The sequence below is a fragment of the Kocuria rosea genome (assembly GCF_023715525.1).
GTDB classification, from domain to species: Bacteria; Actinomycetota; Actinomycetes; order Actinomycetales; family Micrococcaceae; genus Kocuria; species Kocuria rosea_A.
Window position 1 is genome coordinate 1 of the sequence record NZ_JAMBOG010000012.1, and the last position, 15,319, is coordinate 15,319.

Sequence of the window (15,319 nt, forward strand, 5' to 3'; positions counted from 1 at the left end):
TCGACACCGAGGTCCCCTCCCCCGTGGCCGGCACCCTGCTGGAGATCCGGGTCCAGGAGGACGAGGACGCCGAGGTCGGGCAGGTCCTGGCCGTCATCGGCTCCGGCGCCCCCGCCCCGCAGCAGTCGGCCCCGCAGCAGTCGGCCCCGCAGCAGTCCCCCGCTGCGCAGCAGACCGCTCCCGCCCAGTCGCCCGCCGGGCCCGCGGCGGGCGCCGAGGGCTACGAGGGCACGGCCGCCGGCGCGCCGGAGCCCGCCACCTCCCGCGAGGAGGCCCTGGTGAAGACCGACGAGCCCGTGCTCGCGGAGACCTCCGGCGAAAAGCAGCAGGACGCCGCCGAGCGCGACGGCGCCCGGACCGAGAACGTCGGGGCCCCCTCCGGGGACGGCACCGCGTACGTGACGCCGCTGGTGCGCAAGCTCGCCAAGAAGGAGGGCATCGACCTCTCCACCCTCACCGGCACCGGCGTGGGCGGGCGGATCCGCAAGCAGGACGTGCTGGCCGCCGCCGAGCAGAAGAAGAAGGACAGCGCCCCGGCGCCGCAGGCCGCCCCGGCCCCCGCGGCAGCGGCCGCCCCGGCCCCGCAGGCGGCCCCGGCCCCCAAGCCGGACGCCAAGCGCGGCACCACGGAGAAGGCTCCGCGGATCCGGATGACGATCGCCCAGCGCATGCGCGAGTCCCTCCAGGAGTCGGCGCAGCTCACGCAGGTCATCGAGGTCGACATGACCCGCGTGGCCGTGCTGCGCGACCGGGCCAAGGCGAAGTTCCAGCAGCGCGAGGGCGCCAAGCTGACCTACCTGCCGTTCTTCGCGAAGGCGGTCTCCGAGGCCCTGCAGGCGCACCCCAAGCTCAACGCCACCTTCAAGGAGGCCGAGAAGGAGATCGTCTACAACGGCTCGGAGAACATCGCGATCGCGGTGGACACCCCGAAGGGCCTGCTGGTGCCGGTGATCAAGAACGCCGGGGACCTCAACCTGGGCGGCCTGGCCAAGCAGATCGCGGACCTGGGCGCGCGCGCCAAGGAGGGCAACATCACGCCGGACGACCTCACCGGCGGCACCTTCACGATCACGAACCTGGGCTCCTTCGGCGCCCTGTTCGACACCCCGATCATCAACCAGCCGCAGGTCGCCATCCTGGGCACGGGCGCGATCGTGAAGCGGCCGATGGTCGTCGCCGACGCCGACGGCAACGACACGATTGCCATCCGTCAGATGTGCTACCTGGCGCTGACCTACGACCACCGTCTCGTCGACGGCGCCGACGCGGGCCGCTTCCTCCAGGCGCTCAAGGCGCGCCTCGAGGAGGGCCGGTTCGAGTCGGAGGTCGGGCTCTGAGGACTCGGCTGACGGCCGGCCGCTGACGCGGCGGCACCACCGCAGCACGGGAGGGCGTGTTCCTGGTCACAGGGGCACGCCCTCCCGCCGTCGTCCCGGACGGCTCCGATAGGCTCGGAGCATGACCTTCCTGACCGGACTCCTCGTCTTCCTGCACCTCGTCGGCGCCGCGATCATCGTGGGCACGTGGATCTACACCCTGAAGCTCCCCACGGTCTCGCCGGGGCAGTTCCACGCGTCCCTGCTGAGCCTGGTCACCGGGGTGCTGCTCGTGGGGATCCACGAGATGGGCGACGGCGAGGTCAACCGCACGAAGATCACGGTCAAGCTCCTCATCGCCCTCGTGGTGGCGGTCGCGGCGTTCGTCGGGCACCGCAGGACCAGGCGCGGCGAGACGGTCTCGACCGGCCTGGCCCACGCCGTGGGCGGGTCCGCGCTGATCAACATGGCGGTCGCCACGCTCTGGTGATCCCGCTCCGCCCCGTCCGGACCCCCGGTGCTGCCCCTCAGCGCCGGGGGTCCTGCGTCGCCGGGTCCCCGGCGGCAGCAGCGGGTGCCACGTCGCGCAGCCGCCAGCCCCGCGCGGTGCGCACGAGGACGACGTCGACGGTCTGCACCCAGTCGTCGCCGGCCGGGACCACGGACGGGGCGGCGCCCGGGTCCCCGCGGTAGCCGTGCGTGCGGACCTCGGCCACGACCTCGACGACGCCGGCTGCCGGGGCGGCAGGACCGGCCGGGCGCACCGCCGCCACCTCCAGCACGAGTCCGGCGAACGGGTACCCGCCGCCGCGGTCCGCCCGCTCGAGCGTGCGCCGGTCCGCCTCCAGGGTCGCGCTGCCGGGGGCGTAGACCTCCTCGAGGAGCCGGGCGTCCCCGGTGCGCAGGGCCCGCCCCCGCCGCGCCACGAGCTCCCGCAGGGCCTCGCCGGCCCCGTCCGCCACGGCGCCATCCGCCTCCCGGCCCGTCCGCGTGTCCTCCGCCGACCGGTGCCCGGGGTCATGGTCCTCCGCCGGCCCCGTCCCGGCGGCCCCGGGGACACCGGCCGGTCGAGTCGCGGACACTCCCGGGACCGGCGGGCTCCCGGGAGCGGACCGGCCGTCCTCCTCGGGCACCAGCAGCGGGCCCGCGGCAGCGGCGGCGAGCACCAGGGCGGCCGCCACCGACAGGCGCCCGTGCCACCGCCGGGCGCCGGCCCGCGCGCGGCCCCCCGCCCGACGCGCACGCCCGGGCCGCCGGGCGCCGGTGTCCACCCCGCCCGGCACCGCCCGGCCCGGCGCCGCCCGCCCGGACCCAGGGGCCGGGGACGCCGCGGCCCCCGCGGCGAGCGCCGCCGCGGTGGGCCGGTCGGCCGGTTCGACGGCGAGGGCCGCCTGCACCGAGCCGACGAGCTCCGGCGGGGCGGCCGGACACAGCAGGGCCAGCGGCACGCGGTGGCCGTCGGGCCCCGGCACCCGGCCGGTGAGCGCCGTCCACGCCACGACGCCTAGGGCGCGGACGTCGTCCTCCGGGCGGCCGCCGCCCCCGCCGGGCGGCACCGCGGCCCCCGCCAGGGCGACGCCGTCCGTCCCCTCACCCCGGAACAGGACCTGCCGCGCGGTGAGGCGCCCGTGGCACCAGCCCCGAGCGCGTGCAGCGCCGCGAGGCCCGCGGCGGCCCCGCGCAGCACCTCGGCGGCCTCGTCCGCGCGGAGCGGTCCGCGCCGGGCCAGCCGCTCCGCCAGGGAGCCGGCGGCCAGGCGGTCCTCGACGAGCCCGACCGGGGTGGCCGCGGGGCCGAGCAGGGCCCGCACCGCCACGAGGTGGGGCGTCTGCCGTCCCGCCAGGTCCCCGGCCGCCGCCCGCGCGACGGCCGGGGCGAGGCCTGGTCCCGCCCCGCCCCGGGCGCACACGCGCAGCACGAACTCCTCCCCGGAGCGCTCCTCGCGCACCAGCCACGTGCTGCGCCCCAGCGGCCGCACGCTCTGCAGCCCCTCCGCCTCCGGCAGGAGCGGCGCACGGCCGGGCTGCCCGGACGGCGCCGCGCCGCCGCGGGCACCGCCCCCCGCAGCGGCGGCCAGCCGCTCCCGCGGGGACGGGGCACGGACGGGATCGGGGGGTCCGCCGGCGCGGCGCCTGCGCTGTGGTCCATGGGCCCAGGATGCCCGGGCGGCGCCCGCGCCCGCCGGGGCCGTCCACAGCCCCGGCCCCGGCGGGCCTCCCGCCCGCGCGGTAGGCTGGGGGGCATGCCCCTCTCCTTCGAACGCCTCGGCTTCGACCCGCACCTCGTCGACTACCGGGCGGCCCTCGAGCTGCAGCAGAACGTGCACCGTCAGGTCGTCGCCGGCGAGCGGGCCAACACCGTGCTGCTGCTGGAGCACCCGCCGGTCTACACGGCCGGGCGGCGCACCGAGGCCCACGAGTACCCGTACGACGGGACCGAGGTCGTCGAGATCGGGCGCGGGGGCAAGCTGACCTACCACGGCCCCGGGATGCTCGTGGGCTACCCCATCGTCCGGCTGCCCGTGCCCATCGACGTGGTCCGGTTCGTCCGGCAGCTGGAGCAGATCATCCTCGCCGTGGTCGCCGACTTCGGCGTGGCGGCCACCACCGTCGACGGCCGCTCGGGGGCCTGGGTGCTCGCCGACGAGCGCGGGCCCGACCGCAAGATCGCGGCCATCGGCGTGCAGGTCTCCCGGCGGGCGACCCTGCACGGCTTCGCGCTCAACTGCTCCAACGACCTGCGCCCGTTCGGCAAGATCATCCCCTGCGGGATCACCGACGCCTCCGTCACGAGCATCTCCCAGGAGACGGGCCGGCGCGTGACCCCCGCCATGGTGGCGGGGCGCATGGAACAGGAAATATCCGCCCGGCAGGACGAGTTGTGCGAACAGTTCACCCCGTCCGGGACCCCCGGCCCGCTGCCCTGGCCGACCGCCGTCAGCTGACCTGCGCCGTCCCCGGGACCACCGGGACCCACAGCGCACCACCGTCGACATCTCGACAAGGAGACCGACCATGACCGTTGCCCCCGAGGGCCGCCGCCTGCTGCGCGTCGAGGCGCGCAACGCCCAGACGCCGATCGAGAAGAAGCCCTCGTGGCTGAAGAACACCGCCCGCATGGGCCCGGAGTTCCAGGAGCTCAAGTCCCTCGCCCGGGGCAAGGGGCTGCACACGGTCTGCGAGGAGGCGGGCTGTCCCAACATCTACGAGTGCTGGGAGGACCGGGAGGCCACGTTCCTGATCGGCGGGTCCAAGTGCACGCGCCGCTGCGACTTCTGCGACATCGCCACCGGCAAGCCGGACCTGCTCGACGTCACCGAGCCCCGGAAGGTCGCGGAGTCGGTCAAGGAGCTCGGCCTGCGCTACGCGACCGTCACGGGCGTGGCGCGCGACGACCTCGAGGACGGCGGCGCGTGGCTCTACGCCGAGACCATCCGCGCCATCCACACCCTGAACCCCAACACCGGCGTGGAGATCCTCATCCCGGACTTCCAGGGCAAGCCCGACCGGCTGCAGCAGGTCATCGACGCGCAGCCCGAGGTGTTCGCGCACAACGTCGAGACCGTCCCCCGCATCTTCCGCCAGATCCGCCCCGCGTTCACCTACGAGCGCTCCCTCGACGTCATCACCCAGGGCAAGGAGGCGGGCATGATCACGAAGTCCAACCTCATCCTCGGCATGGGCGAGACCACCGAGGAGATCCACGAGGCGCTGTGCGACCTCAACGACGCCGGGTGCGACATCATCACCTTGACCCAGTACCTGCGGCCCTCTCCGCTGTTCCACCCGATCGACCGGTGGGTCAAGCCCGAGGAGTTCGTGGAGCTGTCCGCGGCGGCCGAGGAGATCGGCTTCCTCGGGGTGATGGCCGGTCCCATGGTGCGCTCCTCGTACCGCGCCGGACGCCTGTGGGCGCGGGCCATGGAGAAGTCCGGGCGGGAGATCCCCGCCCACCTGGCGCACATCGAGGACACCGGCAGCGCCTCCCAGGAGGCGTCCTCGCTCGTGCAGCGGCTCGGCTGAGCCGTCGGCCGCTCGACGCCGCGACCACCCGCTAAACTGGAGGACGGGCCGGGTACGGCGCGCTTCGGCGCGCCCGCCGCCGTGTCCCCGAACCACCGCCACCGCACCACAGGACGAGGTCTCACCGTGTCACCTTCCCACGCCAAGTCGCGCGCCACGTCGCGATCCGCCTCCTCCGGGAAGCCGTCCGACAAGCCGGCCGAGAAGCCGACCCGGGCGCAGAAGCGCGAGGCGAAGAAGCAGCGGAAGGCCGCCAAGGGCCCCGGTTTCCTCGGGCAGATCAAGCAGGTCTACGGGATGACCCGCGAGACCGAGCCGAACATCGGGTGGTGGATGCTGCTGCTGGGCCTCGGCGTCCTGCTGGTGTTCCTGCTGATCGGCGTGCTGGTCGGCAACTGGATCACCTGGCTGCTCATCGGCCTGCCCTTCGCCGTGCTGGCGGCCTCCTTCTACCTCTCCCGCCGGGCCGAGCGCGCCGCGTTCGCCCGGATCGAGGACCAGCCCGGCGCCGCCGGGGCCGCCCTCTCCGCCCTGCGCCGCGGCTGGATCGTCGAGGAGCAGCCCGTCGCCATGGACCCTCGCACCCGTGACCTCGTTTTCCGGGCCGTGGGCCGTCCCGGCGTGGTGCTCGTGACGGAGGGCCCCGCCGGCCGCGTGGACAAGCTCGTCTCCAAGGAGCGCCGCCGGATCGGACCGGTGATCCAGAACGTGCCGATCCACGTCATCAAGACCGGCAAGGGCGAGGGCCAGGTGCCCCTGCGCGAGCTGTCCAAGCAGATGAAGAAGCTGGAGAAGAAGCTCACCCAGCAGGAGGTGCAGACGGTGCACAAGCGGATGAGCACCCTCGGCAACCGACTGCCGATCCCCAAGGGCGTGGATCCCATGCGCGCCCGGCCGGACCGCAAGGCCATGCGCGGCCGCTGAGCCCGGCTCCGCCACCACGACGGCGCCCCCCACCTCCCGAGGTGAGGGGCGCCGTCGTCGTTGCCGGCCCGCCGTGCCGGGGCGGCGGGTCAGCGGACGCGGACCACGAGCGTGCCCACGGCCCGGTCGTGCAGCCCGCGCTGGTCGGCGTCGAAGACGACGGGCGGCAGGAGCAGGCACAGCAGCAGGGACCGCAGCGCGGCGCGGGCCGGGCCCGCCGGCCGGCCGTCGAGCGTCTGGACCTGCAGGCCCACCAGCAGGTGGCCCGGTGTGTGGCCGAGGGTCCCGACGAGGAGCACGTTGAGGACGAGCAGCAGGACGAGGGTCATCAGCCCGTGCTCGTTCCACTGGGGCACCAGCCACTGCGCGACCGCCCAGCACAGGTACCAGTCCACCACCAGGGCCACGGCCCGCCGCCCGAAGCGGCCGACGGAACCCCGTCCCTCCGCGGGCCGGCCGAGGCGCTGCCCCGGGTACTGCTGGCCCGTCTGCGGCCCCTCGAGCCAGGAGCCCACGTCGCGTCTGTCGATCATGGTCCCAGGGTATCGGCCGGCACCGACCCGCCCTTCCGGCGGGTCCCCGGACCGGGCGCACGCCACGGCGGCGCCGGGCGCGTGTAACATCGCCGAAACACCCGGGATACGGGGCCTTAATGCCGTGTCCGTAGCGTGGGCTCCGGAATAGGGCGCCGCGCACGGCCACGGCCCGGTTGTCCAGCCCACCTATGAAGGAGAACAGCTGATGTTCCAGTCACCCGAGGAAGTCCTCGCGTTCATCAAGGACGAGGAGATCGTCTTCGTCGACATCCGGTTCACGGATCTGCCCGGCGTGCAGCAGCACTTCAACCTCCCGGCCAAAGCGGTGGACGACGACTTCTTCGTGCACGGCCAGCTGTTCGACGGCTCCTCCATCCGGGGCTTCCAGGGCATCGCCGAGTCCGACATGCAGCTGATCCCGGACCCGACCTCCGCGTTCGTCGACCCCTTCCGCGTCGAGAAGACCCTCGTGGTCACCTGCTCGATCGTCAACCCGCGCACCGGGGAGCCCTACCACCGCGACCCGCGCGGCGTGGCGGAGCGCGCCGAGGCGTACATGGCCTCGACCGGCATCGCGGACGTCGCGAACTTCGCCTCCGAGGCCGAGTTCTTCATCTTCGAGGACGTGCGCTTCCAGGTCCAGCCGCAGGGCTCGTTCTACTCCATCGACTCCGACGAGGCGCCCTGGAACTCCGGGCGCAAGGAGGAGGGCGGCAACCTCGGCAACAAGACCCTCACCAAGGGCGGCTACTTCCCGGTGTCCCCCGTCGACAAGCAGGCCGACCTGCGCGACGCGATGTGCGTGGCCCTCGACGAGGTCGGCCTCGAGGTCGAGCGCTCCCACCACGAGGTGGGCGCCCCCGGCCAGGCCGAGATCAACTACCGCTTCAACACCCTCACCAAGGCCGCGGACGACCTGCTGAAGTTCAAGTACGTCATCAAGAACACCGCGGACGCCTTCGGCAAGTCGGCGACCTTCATGCCGAAGCCGGTGTTCAACGACAACGGCTCGGGCATGCACTGCCACCAGTCCCTGTGGAAGGGCAGCGAGCCGCTGTTCTACGACGAGAAGGGCTACGCGGGCCTGTCCGACCTCGCCCGCTGGTACATCGGCGGCCTGCTCGAGCACTCCTCCGCCGTGCTGGCGTTCACGAACCCGACCGTGAACTCCTACCGCCGCCTGGTCAAGGGCTTCGAGGCCCCGGTCAACATGGTGTACTCGCAGGGCAACCGCTCCGCCGGCATCCGCATCCCGATCACGGGCACCAACCCGAAGGCCAAGCGCCTCGAGTTCCGCGCCCCGGACCCCTCGTGCAACCCCTACCTGGCGTTCGCCGCGCAGCTGATGGCGGGCCTGGACGGGATCCGCAACCGCATCGAGCCGGCCGACCCGATCGACAAGGACCTCTACGAGCTCCCGCCGGAGGAGGCCAAGGACATCAAGAAGGCCCCGGGCTCCCTGGAGGAGGCCCTGCAGGCCCTCGAGGCGGACCACGAGTTCCTGCTGGCCGGGGACGTGTTCACCGAGGACCTCATCGAGACCTGGATCGCCTACAAGCGCGAGAACGAGCTCAAGCCGCTCTCGCTCGTGCCGCACCCGCTCGAGTTCGAGCTCTACTACGGCGTCTGATCCGCACGGATACGGCGTCTGATCCGCACGGATCGCCCGCCGCACGGGGAAGGCCCCGGACCCCTCGCAGGGTCCGGGGCCTTCCCCGTGTCCGGGTCGCGGACCGCCCGGGCGGGCCCGTGCGCCGCGCTGGTCAGGACCCGGCGTCAGGACCCGTAGAACAGCCGCTCGAACACGGCGCGGGCCTGGCGGGTGGTGCGCAGGTAGTCCTGCTCGAGCCGCCCGGCCCCGCCGTGCTGGTAGCCGCACCAGCGGGCCACGGCCTCCAGGTCGGCGCGCTTGGCGGGCAGCACGTCGGAGGCCCGGCCGGTGCGCAGCACGTTGCCGTTGCGCACCGCCGTCGCGAGTCGCCACGCCGCCGCCAGCGCCGCCGCGTCCTCCGCGCTCACCAGTCCCTCCCGCTCGGCGGCGCGCAGGGCGGTCAGCGTGCCGGTCGTCCGCAGCCCCTCGACCCGGTGCCCGTGCTGCAGCTGCAGCGTCTGGACCAGCCACTCGACGTCGGAGAGCCCGCCCCGGCCGAGCTTGAGGTGGCGGGAGGGGTCGGCGCCGCGGGGCATCCGCTCGTTCTCCACGCGGGCCTTCATCCGCCGGATGTCCAGCAGCTGCTGCTCGGTGAACCGGGCCGGGTAGCGGTAGGGGTCGACCACCCGGCGGAACGCCTCGGCGAGCTCGTCGCTGCCGGCGATGGGCAGGGCCCGGGTCAGCGCCTGGAACTCCCAGGTCTGGGCCCACCGGGCGTAGTACTCGGCGTAGGCCTCCACGGAGCGCACCATGGGCCCCTGCTTGCCCTCCGGGCGCAGGTCGTTGTCGATCTCCAGGACCCGCTCGGCCACGATGGGCGGGGTGCAGGGGGCCTTGAGCAGCTGCACCGTGCGCTGCAGCAGCGTCTCCGCCTGGGCCCGCGCCGCGCCGGGCTCGGCGCCGTCCACGGGCGCGTAGACGTACACGACGTCCGCGTCCGACCCGTAGCCGATCTCCCGCCCGCCCTGCCGGCCCATGGCCACGACGAGGACGTCGGCCAGCCGGCCCGAGCGGCCGTAGACCTCCCGCTCGGCCACGTGCAGGGCCCCGAGGATGCAGGCCCGGTCGATGTCGGACAGCGCCGCGGCGACGTCCTCGACGTCGAGCAGCCCGGAGGTGTCCGCGAGCGCGACGCGCAGCTCCTCGCGGCGGCGGATCAGCCGGATCATCCGCACGGCCTCGCCGGAGTCCGGGTGGCGGGCCATCTGCGAGCGGATCTCGCTCCACAGGGTCTCGAACGCCACGGGGCACAGGTCGTCGTCGTGGCCGAGCCACGCGACGGCCTCCGGGGCGGTCTCCAGCAGGTCGGTGACGTAGCGGGAGCTCGAGAGGATGTGGCACAGCCGCTCGGCGGCGGCGTTGGAGTCCCGCAGCAGGCGCAGGAACCACGGGGTCGTGCCCAGCGACTCCGAGAGCCGACGGAAGCCCAGCAGCCCGGCGTCGGCGTCGACCCCGTCCGCGAACCAGGACAGCAGCACGGGCAGCAGCGTGCGCAGGATCTCGGCGCGCCGGCTCACCCCGCGGGTGAGCGCCTCGATGTGGCGCACGGCGGCCTTCGGGTCCCGGTAGCCGAGGGCGGCCAGGCGGTCCCGTACGGACTCGGGCGAGAGCTGCGTGCCTGTCTCGGGCAGGTGGGCGAGGGCCGCCAGCAGGGGCCGGTAGAAGATCCGCTCGTGCATGCCGCGGACGTCCCGCTTGACCCGGCGCCAGTCCTCGAGCAGCGACTCCGCGGACGGGCGGGCCGTGTCTGCGGCACCGCGCACGGAGCGGGCGATGACCGTCAGCTCCCGCTCCTCCCGGGGCATCAGGTGGGTGCGGCGCAGCCGGAACAGCTGGATCCGGTGCTCGAGCAGGCGCAGCCACCGGTAGTGGGCGTGGAACTGCTCGCTGTCGCGGCGGCCGATGTAGCCGCCCTCGGACAGGGCGGCCAGGGAGTCGGTCGTGGCCTGGGTCCGGACCCGCTCGTCGGTGCGCCCGTGCACGAGCTGGAGCAGCTGGACGGTGAACTCGACGTCGCGCAGCCCGCCGGGGCCGAGCTTGATCTGGCGCTCCTGCTCGGCGTCCGGGATGTTGTCCGTGACGCGGCGGCGCATGGCCTGCACCGACTCCACGAAGCCCTCTCGGGCGGCGCTGCGCCACACGAACGGGGCGATCGCCCGCTGGTACGCCGCGCCCAGCGCGGGGTCCCCCGCGATGGGGCGGGCCTTGAGCAGGGCCTGGAACTCCCAGGACTCCGCCCAGCGCTCGTAGTAGCGCACGTGGGAGTCCAGGGTCCGCACGAGCGGGCCGTCCTTGCCCTCGGGCCGCAGGTTCGCGTCGAGCTCCCACAGCGGGGGCTCGCTCCCGCGCGCCATGATCGCCCGGGCGGTGCCCGTGGCCAGGGCCGTGGCGATGTTCGTCGCCTCGGTCGCGTCGAGGGAATCGGCGGGGTCGTCGTCGACCGCCATGACGTGGACGACGTCGACGTCGGAGATGTAGTTGAGCTCCCGCGCGCCGCACTTGCCCATCCCGATCACGGCGAGCCGGACCCGGTCGACGAGCTCCGGGGCCCACGTGCCGCCCGCCTCGGCGCGGGCGACGGCGAGCGCGGCGTCGACCGCCGCGGCCGCGAGGTCGGCGAGCTGCCGGCCCACCGCGGGCATGTAGTCCGCCGGGTAGAGCGCGCCGACGTCACGCAGCGCGATGCGGGTCAGCTCCCGGCGGTAGGCCACGCGCAGGGCGCTGTGGGCGTCGTCGCCGGAGCCGCCGGCCACGGGGGTGCGGGCGGCGGGGTCCGCGCCCACGGCGGCCAGCAGGTGGGCGCGGAACTCCTCCGCCGGGATCTCCCCGGGCTCGGCCGCCGCGGGCTCGGCGAGCAGGTCCAGCTGCTCGGGCCGGCGGAGCAGGAACTCCCCCAGGGCCTCGGAGGCGCCCAGCAGCCGGAAGACCGTCTCGGACGCCTCGGGGCCGGCGTTGATCCGGTCGGCGAGCTCGGGCACCCGCTCGAGCAGGCGCACGGTGAGCTGCAGGGCCACGTCGGGCGAGGCGGCGAGCGCGAGGCCCTGGAGCAGCCGCTCCCGGTCGACCCCGGCCAGCTCCGGGAAGCCGAGCCAGCGCTGGGCGTTGCGGGTGTCGGCGAAGCCCACCTTGATGAGCCGCCCGGAGGCGACGGCGTCGCCGGCTCCGGGCGACGTCGCGGGCTGGGGAGGGTGGGTCATGGCGCGGTCCGTCCGGGGATGTCGGGCACCGGGAGGGTGCACGGTGGGCGCGGGGCGGCGGGACCGCCCGCGGGCGGTCCCGCCGGGGCCTCAGAGGATGCCGAGGTTGCTCCTGAGCTCGAAGTGCGTGACGACGCGCCGGTACTCGTTCCAGTCGCGGCGCTTGTTGCGCAGGAAGTGGTCGAAGACCTGCTCCCCGAGCAGCTCGGCCATGAACTCCGACTCCTCGGTCTCCCGGATCGCGTCGTAGAGGCTCGAGGGCAGCGGGCTGTGGCCGAGGGCGCGGCGCTCGGCCGAGCTCATGGCGGCGACGTCGTCCATCTCCACGGGGGGCAGCTCGTAGCCGTTCTCGATGCCCTTCAGCCCCGCCGCCAGGATCGCGGCGTAGGAGAGGTAGGGGTTCGTGGCCGAGTCGATGCCGCGGTACTCGATCCGCGCGGACTGGACCTTGTCCGGCTTGGACAGGGGCACCCGCACGAGAGCGGAGCGGTTGTTGTGGCCCCACGAGAGGTAGGAGGGCGCCTCGCCCCCGCCCCACAGGCGCTTGTAGGAGTTGACGAACTGGTTGGTGACGGAGGTGAACTCCGGGGCGTGGCGCAGGATGCCCGCGATGAAGTGGCGGGCCGTGCGGGAGAGCCGGAACTCGGCCCCGGCCTCGAAGAACGCGTTGGTGTCCCCCTCGAACAGCGAGAAGTGCGTGTGCATCCCCGAGCCCGGGTGCTCCGTGAAGGGCTTGGGCATGAAGGTCGCGTAGAGGCCCTGGGAGAGGGCGACCTCCTTGATCACGGTGCGGAACGTCATGATGTTGTCCGCCGTCTGCAGGGCGTCGGCGTAGCGCAGGTCGATCTCGTTCTGCCCGGGGCCCGCCTCGTGGTGGGAGAACTCGACGGAGATCCCCACGGCCTCGAGCATGTTGACGGCCTTGCGGCGGAAGTCCTGGACGACCCCGCCCGGGACGTGGTCGAAGTAGCCCTCCTGGTCCACGGGGACGGGCTGGCCGTCGGCGTCGAGCTGGTCGGACTTCATGAGGTAGAACTCGATCTCGGGGGCGGTGTAGCAGGTGAAGCCCATGTCGGAGGCCTTGTCCAGCACGCGCCCGAGGACCCCGCGGGGGTCCGAGGCCGACGGCTCGCCGTCGGGCGTGAGGATGTTGCAGAACATCCGGGCCGTGGGCTCCGTCTCCCCGCGCCACGGCAGGATCTGGAACGTGGAGGGGTCCGGCTGGAGCAGCATGTCGGACTCGTAGACCCGCGAGAGGCCCTCGATGGACGAGCCGTCGAAGCCCAGGCCCTCCTCGAACGCGGCCTCCACCTCGGCGGGGGCCAGGGCCACCGACTTGAGGGCGCCGACGACGTCCGTGAACCACATGCGGACGAAGCGGACGTCGCGCTCCTCGATGGTCCTGAGGACGAACTCCTGCTGACGGTCCATGGTCTTCTTTCCTCGTCTTCCTGCTCCGCGCCGCCGGCGGCCCGCACGGGCGGCGTCGGCCGGGGTCGATCCCTGTCCCGCCCACTCTAACGCGCCTCCGGGGCCCGCCCGCGGGGGTGCCCCGGGCGCGCCCGCTAGGCTGGAGCCCATGACCCAGCAGTCCCAGGACACCCCCCGCCCGGAGGCGGGCGCCCTCGACGTGCGCCGGGTGCGCACGCACCACCTGCGGGAGGCGAAGCGCCGCGGCGAGAAGTTCACCATGCTCACGAGCTACGACGCCCTGACGGCGGCGATCTTCGACGCCGCCGGCGTCGACACCCTGCTCGTGGGCGACTCCGCGGGCAACAACGTCCTGGGCTACGCCACCACGCTGCCCGTCACCGTGGACGAGCTGCTGCCGCTGTGCCGTGCCGTGTCGGGCGCGGTGGAGCGCGCGTTCGTCGTCGTCGACCTGCCGTTCGGCTCCTACGAGGGCTCCCCCGAGCAGGCCGTGGCCACCGCGGTGCGCTTCCTCAAGGAGGGCGGGGCCCACGCGGTGAAGCTGGAGGGCGGGGCCTGGTTCGCCCCCCACGTGCGGGCCATGACGCAGGCCGGCGTGCCCGTCGTCGCGCACGTGGGCTTCACCCCGCAGAGCGAGCACGCCCTCGGCGGGTACCGGGTGCAGGGCCGCGGCGACGCGGCCCGGACCCTCCTGGAGGACGCGCGCGCCCTCCAGGACGCCGGGGCCTTCTGCGTGCTGATGGAGATGGTCCCGGCCGAGGCCGCCGCCGCGGTGGACGCCGCCCTGGAGGTGCCGACCGTGGGGATCGGCGCGGGGGCCGCCACCACGGGCCAGGTGCTCGTGTGGCAGGACATGCTGGGCCTGCGCCAGGGGCGGCTGCCCCGCTTCGTCCACCGGTACGCGGACCTGCACGGCGTGGTCTCGGAGGCCGTGGGCCGCTACGTCGAGGACGTGCGCACCGGCCGGTTCCCCGGCCCGGAGCACAGCTACTGACCCCGCGCCCACAGCGGCGCGGACGCGGGCCGGCCCGGGGCGCTCAGTCCTCCCGGTAGGCCCGGTCCTCCTCGTCCCACTTCTTCGTGCGCTCCGCCGCGAGCCTGAGGGCGTTCTGCGCCTCCTCGCGCGTCGCGTAGGGGCCGAGCAGCTTGCGGTAGTCCGACTGGGCGCCCTCCTCGACCTCGTGGGTGTAGGTGTTGAACCAGAACTCGGCCATGCCGTCTCCTCTCCGTGACCGCCACCGGGCCGGTGGCGGCACCCGGGGCGTTAGGGTAGATCCTAGGCCCGGACCGGCTCCCCCGGGGCCGGGCGCATCCCGATCCAGGAGGTCCAGACCCCCGTGCCCTCGCACAACACCCCCGTCCCCGGCGCGACCGCCCCCGTCGGCACCCTCACCCCGGGGACCGTCAGCCCGGAGCTGACCGTTCCCCCGCGCATCGTGCGCCCCGAGTACGTCGGGCGCGCCGAGCCGGACGAGGGCCGGGGCGGCAACGTCTACACCCCCGAGGAGGTCGAGCTGATCCGCGCGGCCGGCACGATCGCCGCGCGCGCCATGCACGAGGCGGGCCGGGCCGCGGTCCCCGGCGCCACGACCGACCAGCTCGACCGGATCGCCCACGAGTACATGTGCGACCACGGGGCCTACCCCTCCACCCTCGGCTACCGGGGCTTCCCCAAGTCCGTGTGCACGTCCCTCAACGAGGTGATCTGCCACGGCATCCCCGACTCGACGGTCCTCGAGGACGGCGACATCCTCAACCTCGACGTCACCGCCTACAAGGACGGCTTCCACGGGGACACCAACCACATGTTCCTGGTGGGCGACGTCGACGAGGAGTCCCGCCTGCTCGTCGAGCGCACCCAGGAGGCCCTGCACCGGGCGGTCAGGGCCGTCCGCCCCGGCCGGGAGATCAACGTCATCGGCCGGGTCATCGAGAAGTACGCCCAGCGCTTCGGCTACGGGGTGGTCCGGGACTTCACCGGCCACGGCGTGGGCCGCGAGTTCCACTCGGGCCTGATCGTCCCCCACTACGACGCCGCCCCGTCCTACTCGACCGTCATGGTCCCCGGCATGGTGTTCACCATCGAGCCGATGCTGACCCTGGGCACGATCCAGTGGGAGCAGTGGGACGACGACTGGACGGTGACCACCCGGGACCGCCGCCGCAGCGCCCAGTTCGAGCACACGCTGGCGGTGACGGAGGACGGTGTGGACATCCTGACCCTGCCGTAGACTGCCGACTG

At 73.9% G+C, this 15,319-nt stretch carries 14 protein-coding genes; 8 read left to right on the forward strand and 6 right to left on the reverse strand.

The window, feature by feature from the left end; genetic code table 11:
* Positions 1-1,337, forward strand: a 1,337-nt coding sequence (gene sucB / locus M3185_RS10030) for a 2-oxoglutarate dehydrogenase, E2 component, dihydrolipoamide succinyltransferase (RefSeq protein ID WP_251333536.1), incomplete at its 5' end; no start/stop codon positions are given.
* 121 nt (positions 1,338-1,458) lie between these two features.
* Positions 1,459-1,806 carry a hypothetical protein gene (locus M3185_RS10035; protein WP_251333537.1) on the forward strand — a complete coding sequence of 116 codons (348 nt, stop codon included), beginning with the start codon at positions 1,459-1,461 and terminating at the stop codon, positions 1,804-1,806.
* Positions 1,807-1,843: 37 nt separating this feature from the next.
* On the opposite strand, the gene M3185_RS10040 is transcribed toward M3185_RS10035, so the two are convergent.
* Together M3185_RS10040 and M3185_RS10045 are read right to left on the reverse strand one after the other, a co-directional pair.
* The gene (locus M3185_RS10040; RefSeq protein ID WP_251333538.1) at positions 1,844-2,815 is read right to left on the reverse strand and encodes a hypothetical protein; all 972 of its coding nucleotides are present in this window, start codon (positions 2,813-2,815) and stop codon (positions 1,844-1,846) included.
* Between the two features lie 5 nt (positions 2,816-2,820).
* The gene (locus tag M3185_RS10045) at positions 2,821-3,294 is read right to left on the reverse strand and encodes a hypothetical protein (RefSeq protein WP_251333539.1); all 474 of its coding nucleotides are present in this window, start codon (positions 3,292-3,294) and stop codon (positions 2,821-2,823) included.
* A gap of 264 nt (positions 3,295-3,558) precedes the next feature.
* On the opposite strand from M3185_RS10045, the gene lipB reads away from it, so the two are divergent.
* The 3 genes from lipB (at position 3,559) to M3185_RS10060 (ending at position 6,262) form a co-directional block, all read left to right on the forward strand.
* On the forward strand, positions 3,559-4,260 hold the full coding sequence (lipB, locus tag M3185_RS10050; protein WP_251333540.1) for a lipoyl(octanoyl) transferase LipB: 702 nt from the start codon (positions 3,559-3,561) through the stop codon (positions 4,258-4,260).
* Positions 4,261-4,330: 70 nt separating this feature from the next.
* Positions 4,331-5,338 (forward strand): lipoyl synthase, encoded by a 1,008-nt coding sequence (gene lipA, locus M3185_RS10055; RefSeq protein ID WP_251333541.1) that lies wholly within the window; start codon positions 4,331-4,333, stop codon positions 5,336-5,338.
* 126 nt (positions 5,339-5,464) lie between these two features.
* Positions 5,465-6,262, forward strand: coding sequence for a DUF4191 domain-containing protein (locus tag M3185_RS10060; RefSeq protein ID WP_251333542.1), 798 nt, complete (start codon positions 5,465-5,467; stop codon positions 6,260-6,262).
* Between the two features lie 89 nt (positions 6,263-6,351).
* Here the strand turns inward: M3185_RS10060 and M3185_RS10065 are convergent, their stop codons facing one another.
* A complete protein-coding gene (locus M3185_RS10065) occupies positions 6,352-6,795 on the reverse strand; it encodes an RDD family protein (RefSeq protein ID WP_251333543.1) in 444 nt (147 codons plus the stop codon).
* 208 nt (positions 6,796-7,003) lie between these two features.
* On the opposite strand from M3185_RS10065, the gene glnA (M3185_RS10070) reads away from it, so the two are divergent.
* On the forward strand, positions 7,004-8,428 hold the full coding sequence (glnA, locus tag M3185_RS10070; protein WP_251333544.1) for a type I glutamate--ammonia ligase: 1,425 nt from the start codon (positions 7,004-7,006) through the stop codon (positions 8,426-8,428).
* Between the two features lie 146 nt (positions 8,429-8,574).
* Here glnA (M3185_RS10070) and M3185_RS10075 read toward each other — a convergent pair whose 3' ends face one another.
* Together M3185_RS10075 and glnA (M3185_RS10080) are read right to left on the reverse strand one after the other, a co-directional pair.
* The gene (locus M3185_RS10075; protein ID WP_251333545.1) at positions 8,575-11,646 is read right to left on the reverse strand and encodes a bifunctional [glutamine synthetase] adenylyltransferase/[glutamine synthetase]-adenylyl-L-tyrosine phosphorylase; all 3,072 of its coding nucleotides are present in this window, start codon (positions 11,644-11,646) and stop codon (positions 8,575-8,577) included.
* Positions 11,647-11,736: 90 nt separating this feature from the next.
* Entirely contained in the window at positions 11,737-13,077 is a 1,341-nt protein-coding gene (gene glnA / locus M3185_RS10080) for a type I glutamate--ammonia ligase (protein ID WP_251333546.1), read from the reverse strand.
* 148 nt (positions 13,078-13,225) lie between these two features.
* Here glnA (M3185_RS10080) and panB point away from each other — a divergent pair, with 148 nt between their 5' ends.
* Positions 13,226-14,071, forward strand: a complete 846-nt coding sequence (gene panB / locus M3185_RS10085; protein ID WP_251333547.1) for a 3-methyl-2-oxobutanoate hydroxymethyltransferase — start codon at positions 13,226-13,228, stop codon at positions 14,069-14,071.
* 43 nt (positions 14,072-14,114) lie between these two features.
* Here panB and M3185_RS10090 read toward each other — a convergent pair whose 3' ends face one another.
* Positions 14,115-14,291, reverse strand: coding sequence for an SPOR domain-containing protein (locus M3185_RS10090; protein WP_251333548.1), 177 nt, complete (start codon positions 14,289-14,291; stop codon positions 14,115-14,117).
* A 123-nt stretch (positions 14,292-14,414) separates the two neighbouring features.
* On the opposite strand from M3185_RS10090, the gene map reads away from it, so the two are divergent.
* Positions 14,415-15,308 (forward strand): type I methionyl aminopeptidase, encoded by an 894-nt coding sequence (map, locus tag M3185_RS10095; protein WP_251333549.1) that lies wholly within the window; start codon positions 14,415-14,417, stop codon positions 15,306-15,308.
* Positions 15,309-15,319: the final 11 nt, after the last annotated feature.

What these genes read in the sequence shown, in the direction of transcription:
- M3185_RS10035 (WP_251333537.1), top strand. Translation starts at nt 1,459, where the DNA reads ATGACCTTCCTGACCGGACTCCTCGTCTTCCTGCACCTCGTCGGCGCC.
- lipB (WP_251333540.1), top strand. Translation starts at nt 3,559, where the DNA reads ATGCCCCTCTCCTTCGAACGCCTCGGCTTCGACCCGCACCTCGTCGAC.
- lipA (WP_251333541.1), top strand. Translation starts at nt 4,331, where the DNA reads ATGACCGTTGCCCCCGAGGGCCGCCGCCTGCTGCGCGTCGAGGCGCGC.
- M3185_RS10065 (WP_251333543.1), bottom strand. Translation starts at nt 6,795, where the DNA reads ATGATCGACAGACGCGACGTGGGCTCCTGGCTCGAGGGGCCGCAGACG.
- glnA (WP_251333544.1), top strand. Translation starts at nt 7,004, where the DNA reads ATGTTCCAGTCACCCGAGGAAGTCCTCGCGTTCATCAAGGACGAGGAG.
- M3185_RS10075 (WP_251333545.1), bottom strand. Translation starts at nt 11,646, where the DNA reads ATGACCCACCCTCCCCAGCCCGCGACGTCGCCCGGAGCCGGCGACGCC.
- glnA (WP_251333546.1), bottom strand. Translation starts at nt 13,077, where the DNA reads ATGGACCGTCAGCAGGAGTTCGTCCTCAGGACCATCGAGGAGCGCGAC.
- panB (WP_251333547.1), top strand. Translation starts at nt 13,226, where the DNA reads ATGACCCAGCAGTCCCAGGACACCCCCCGCCCGGAGGCGGGCGCCCTC.
- M3185_RS10090 (WP_251333548.1), bottom strand. Translation starts at nt 14,291, where the DNA reads ATGGCCGAGTTCTGGTTCAACACCTACACCCACGAGGTCGAGGAGGGC.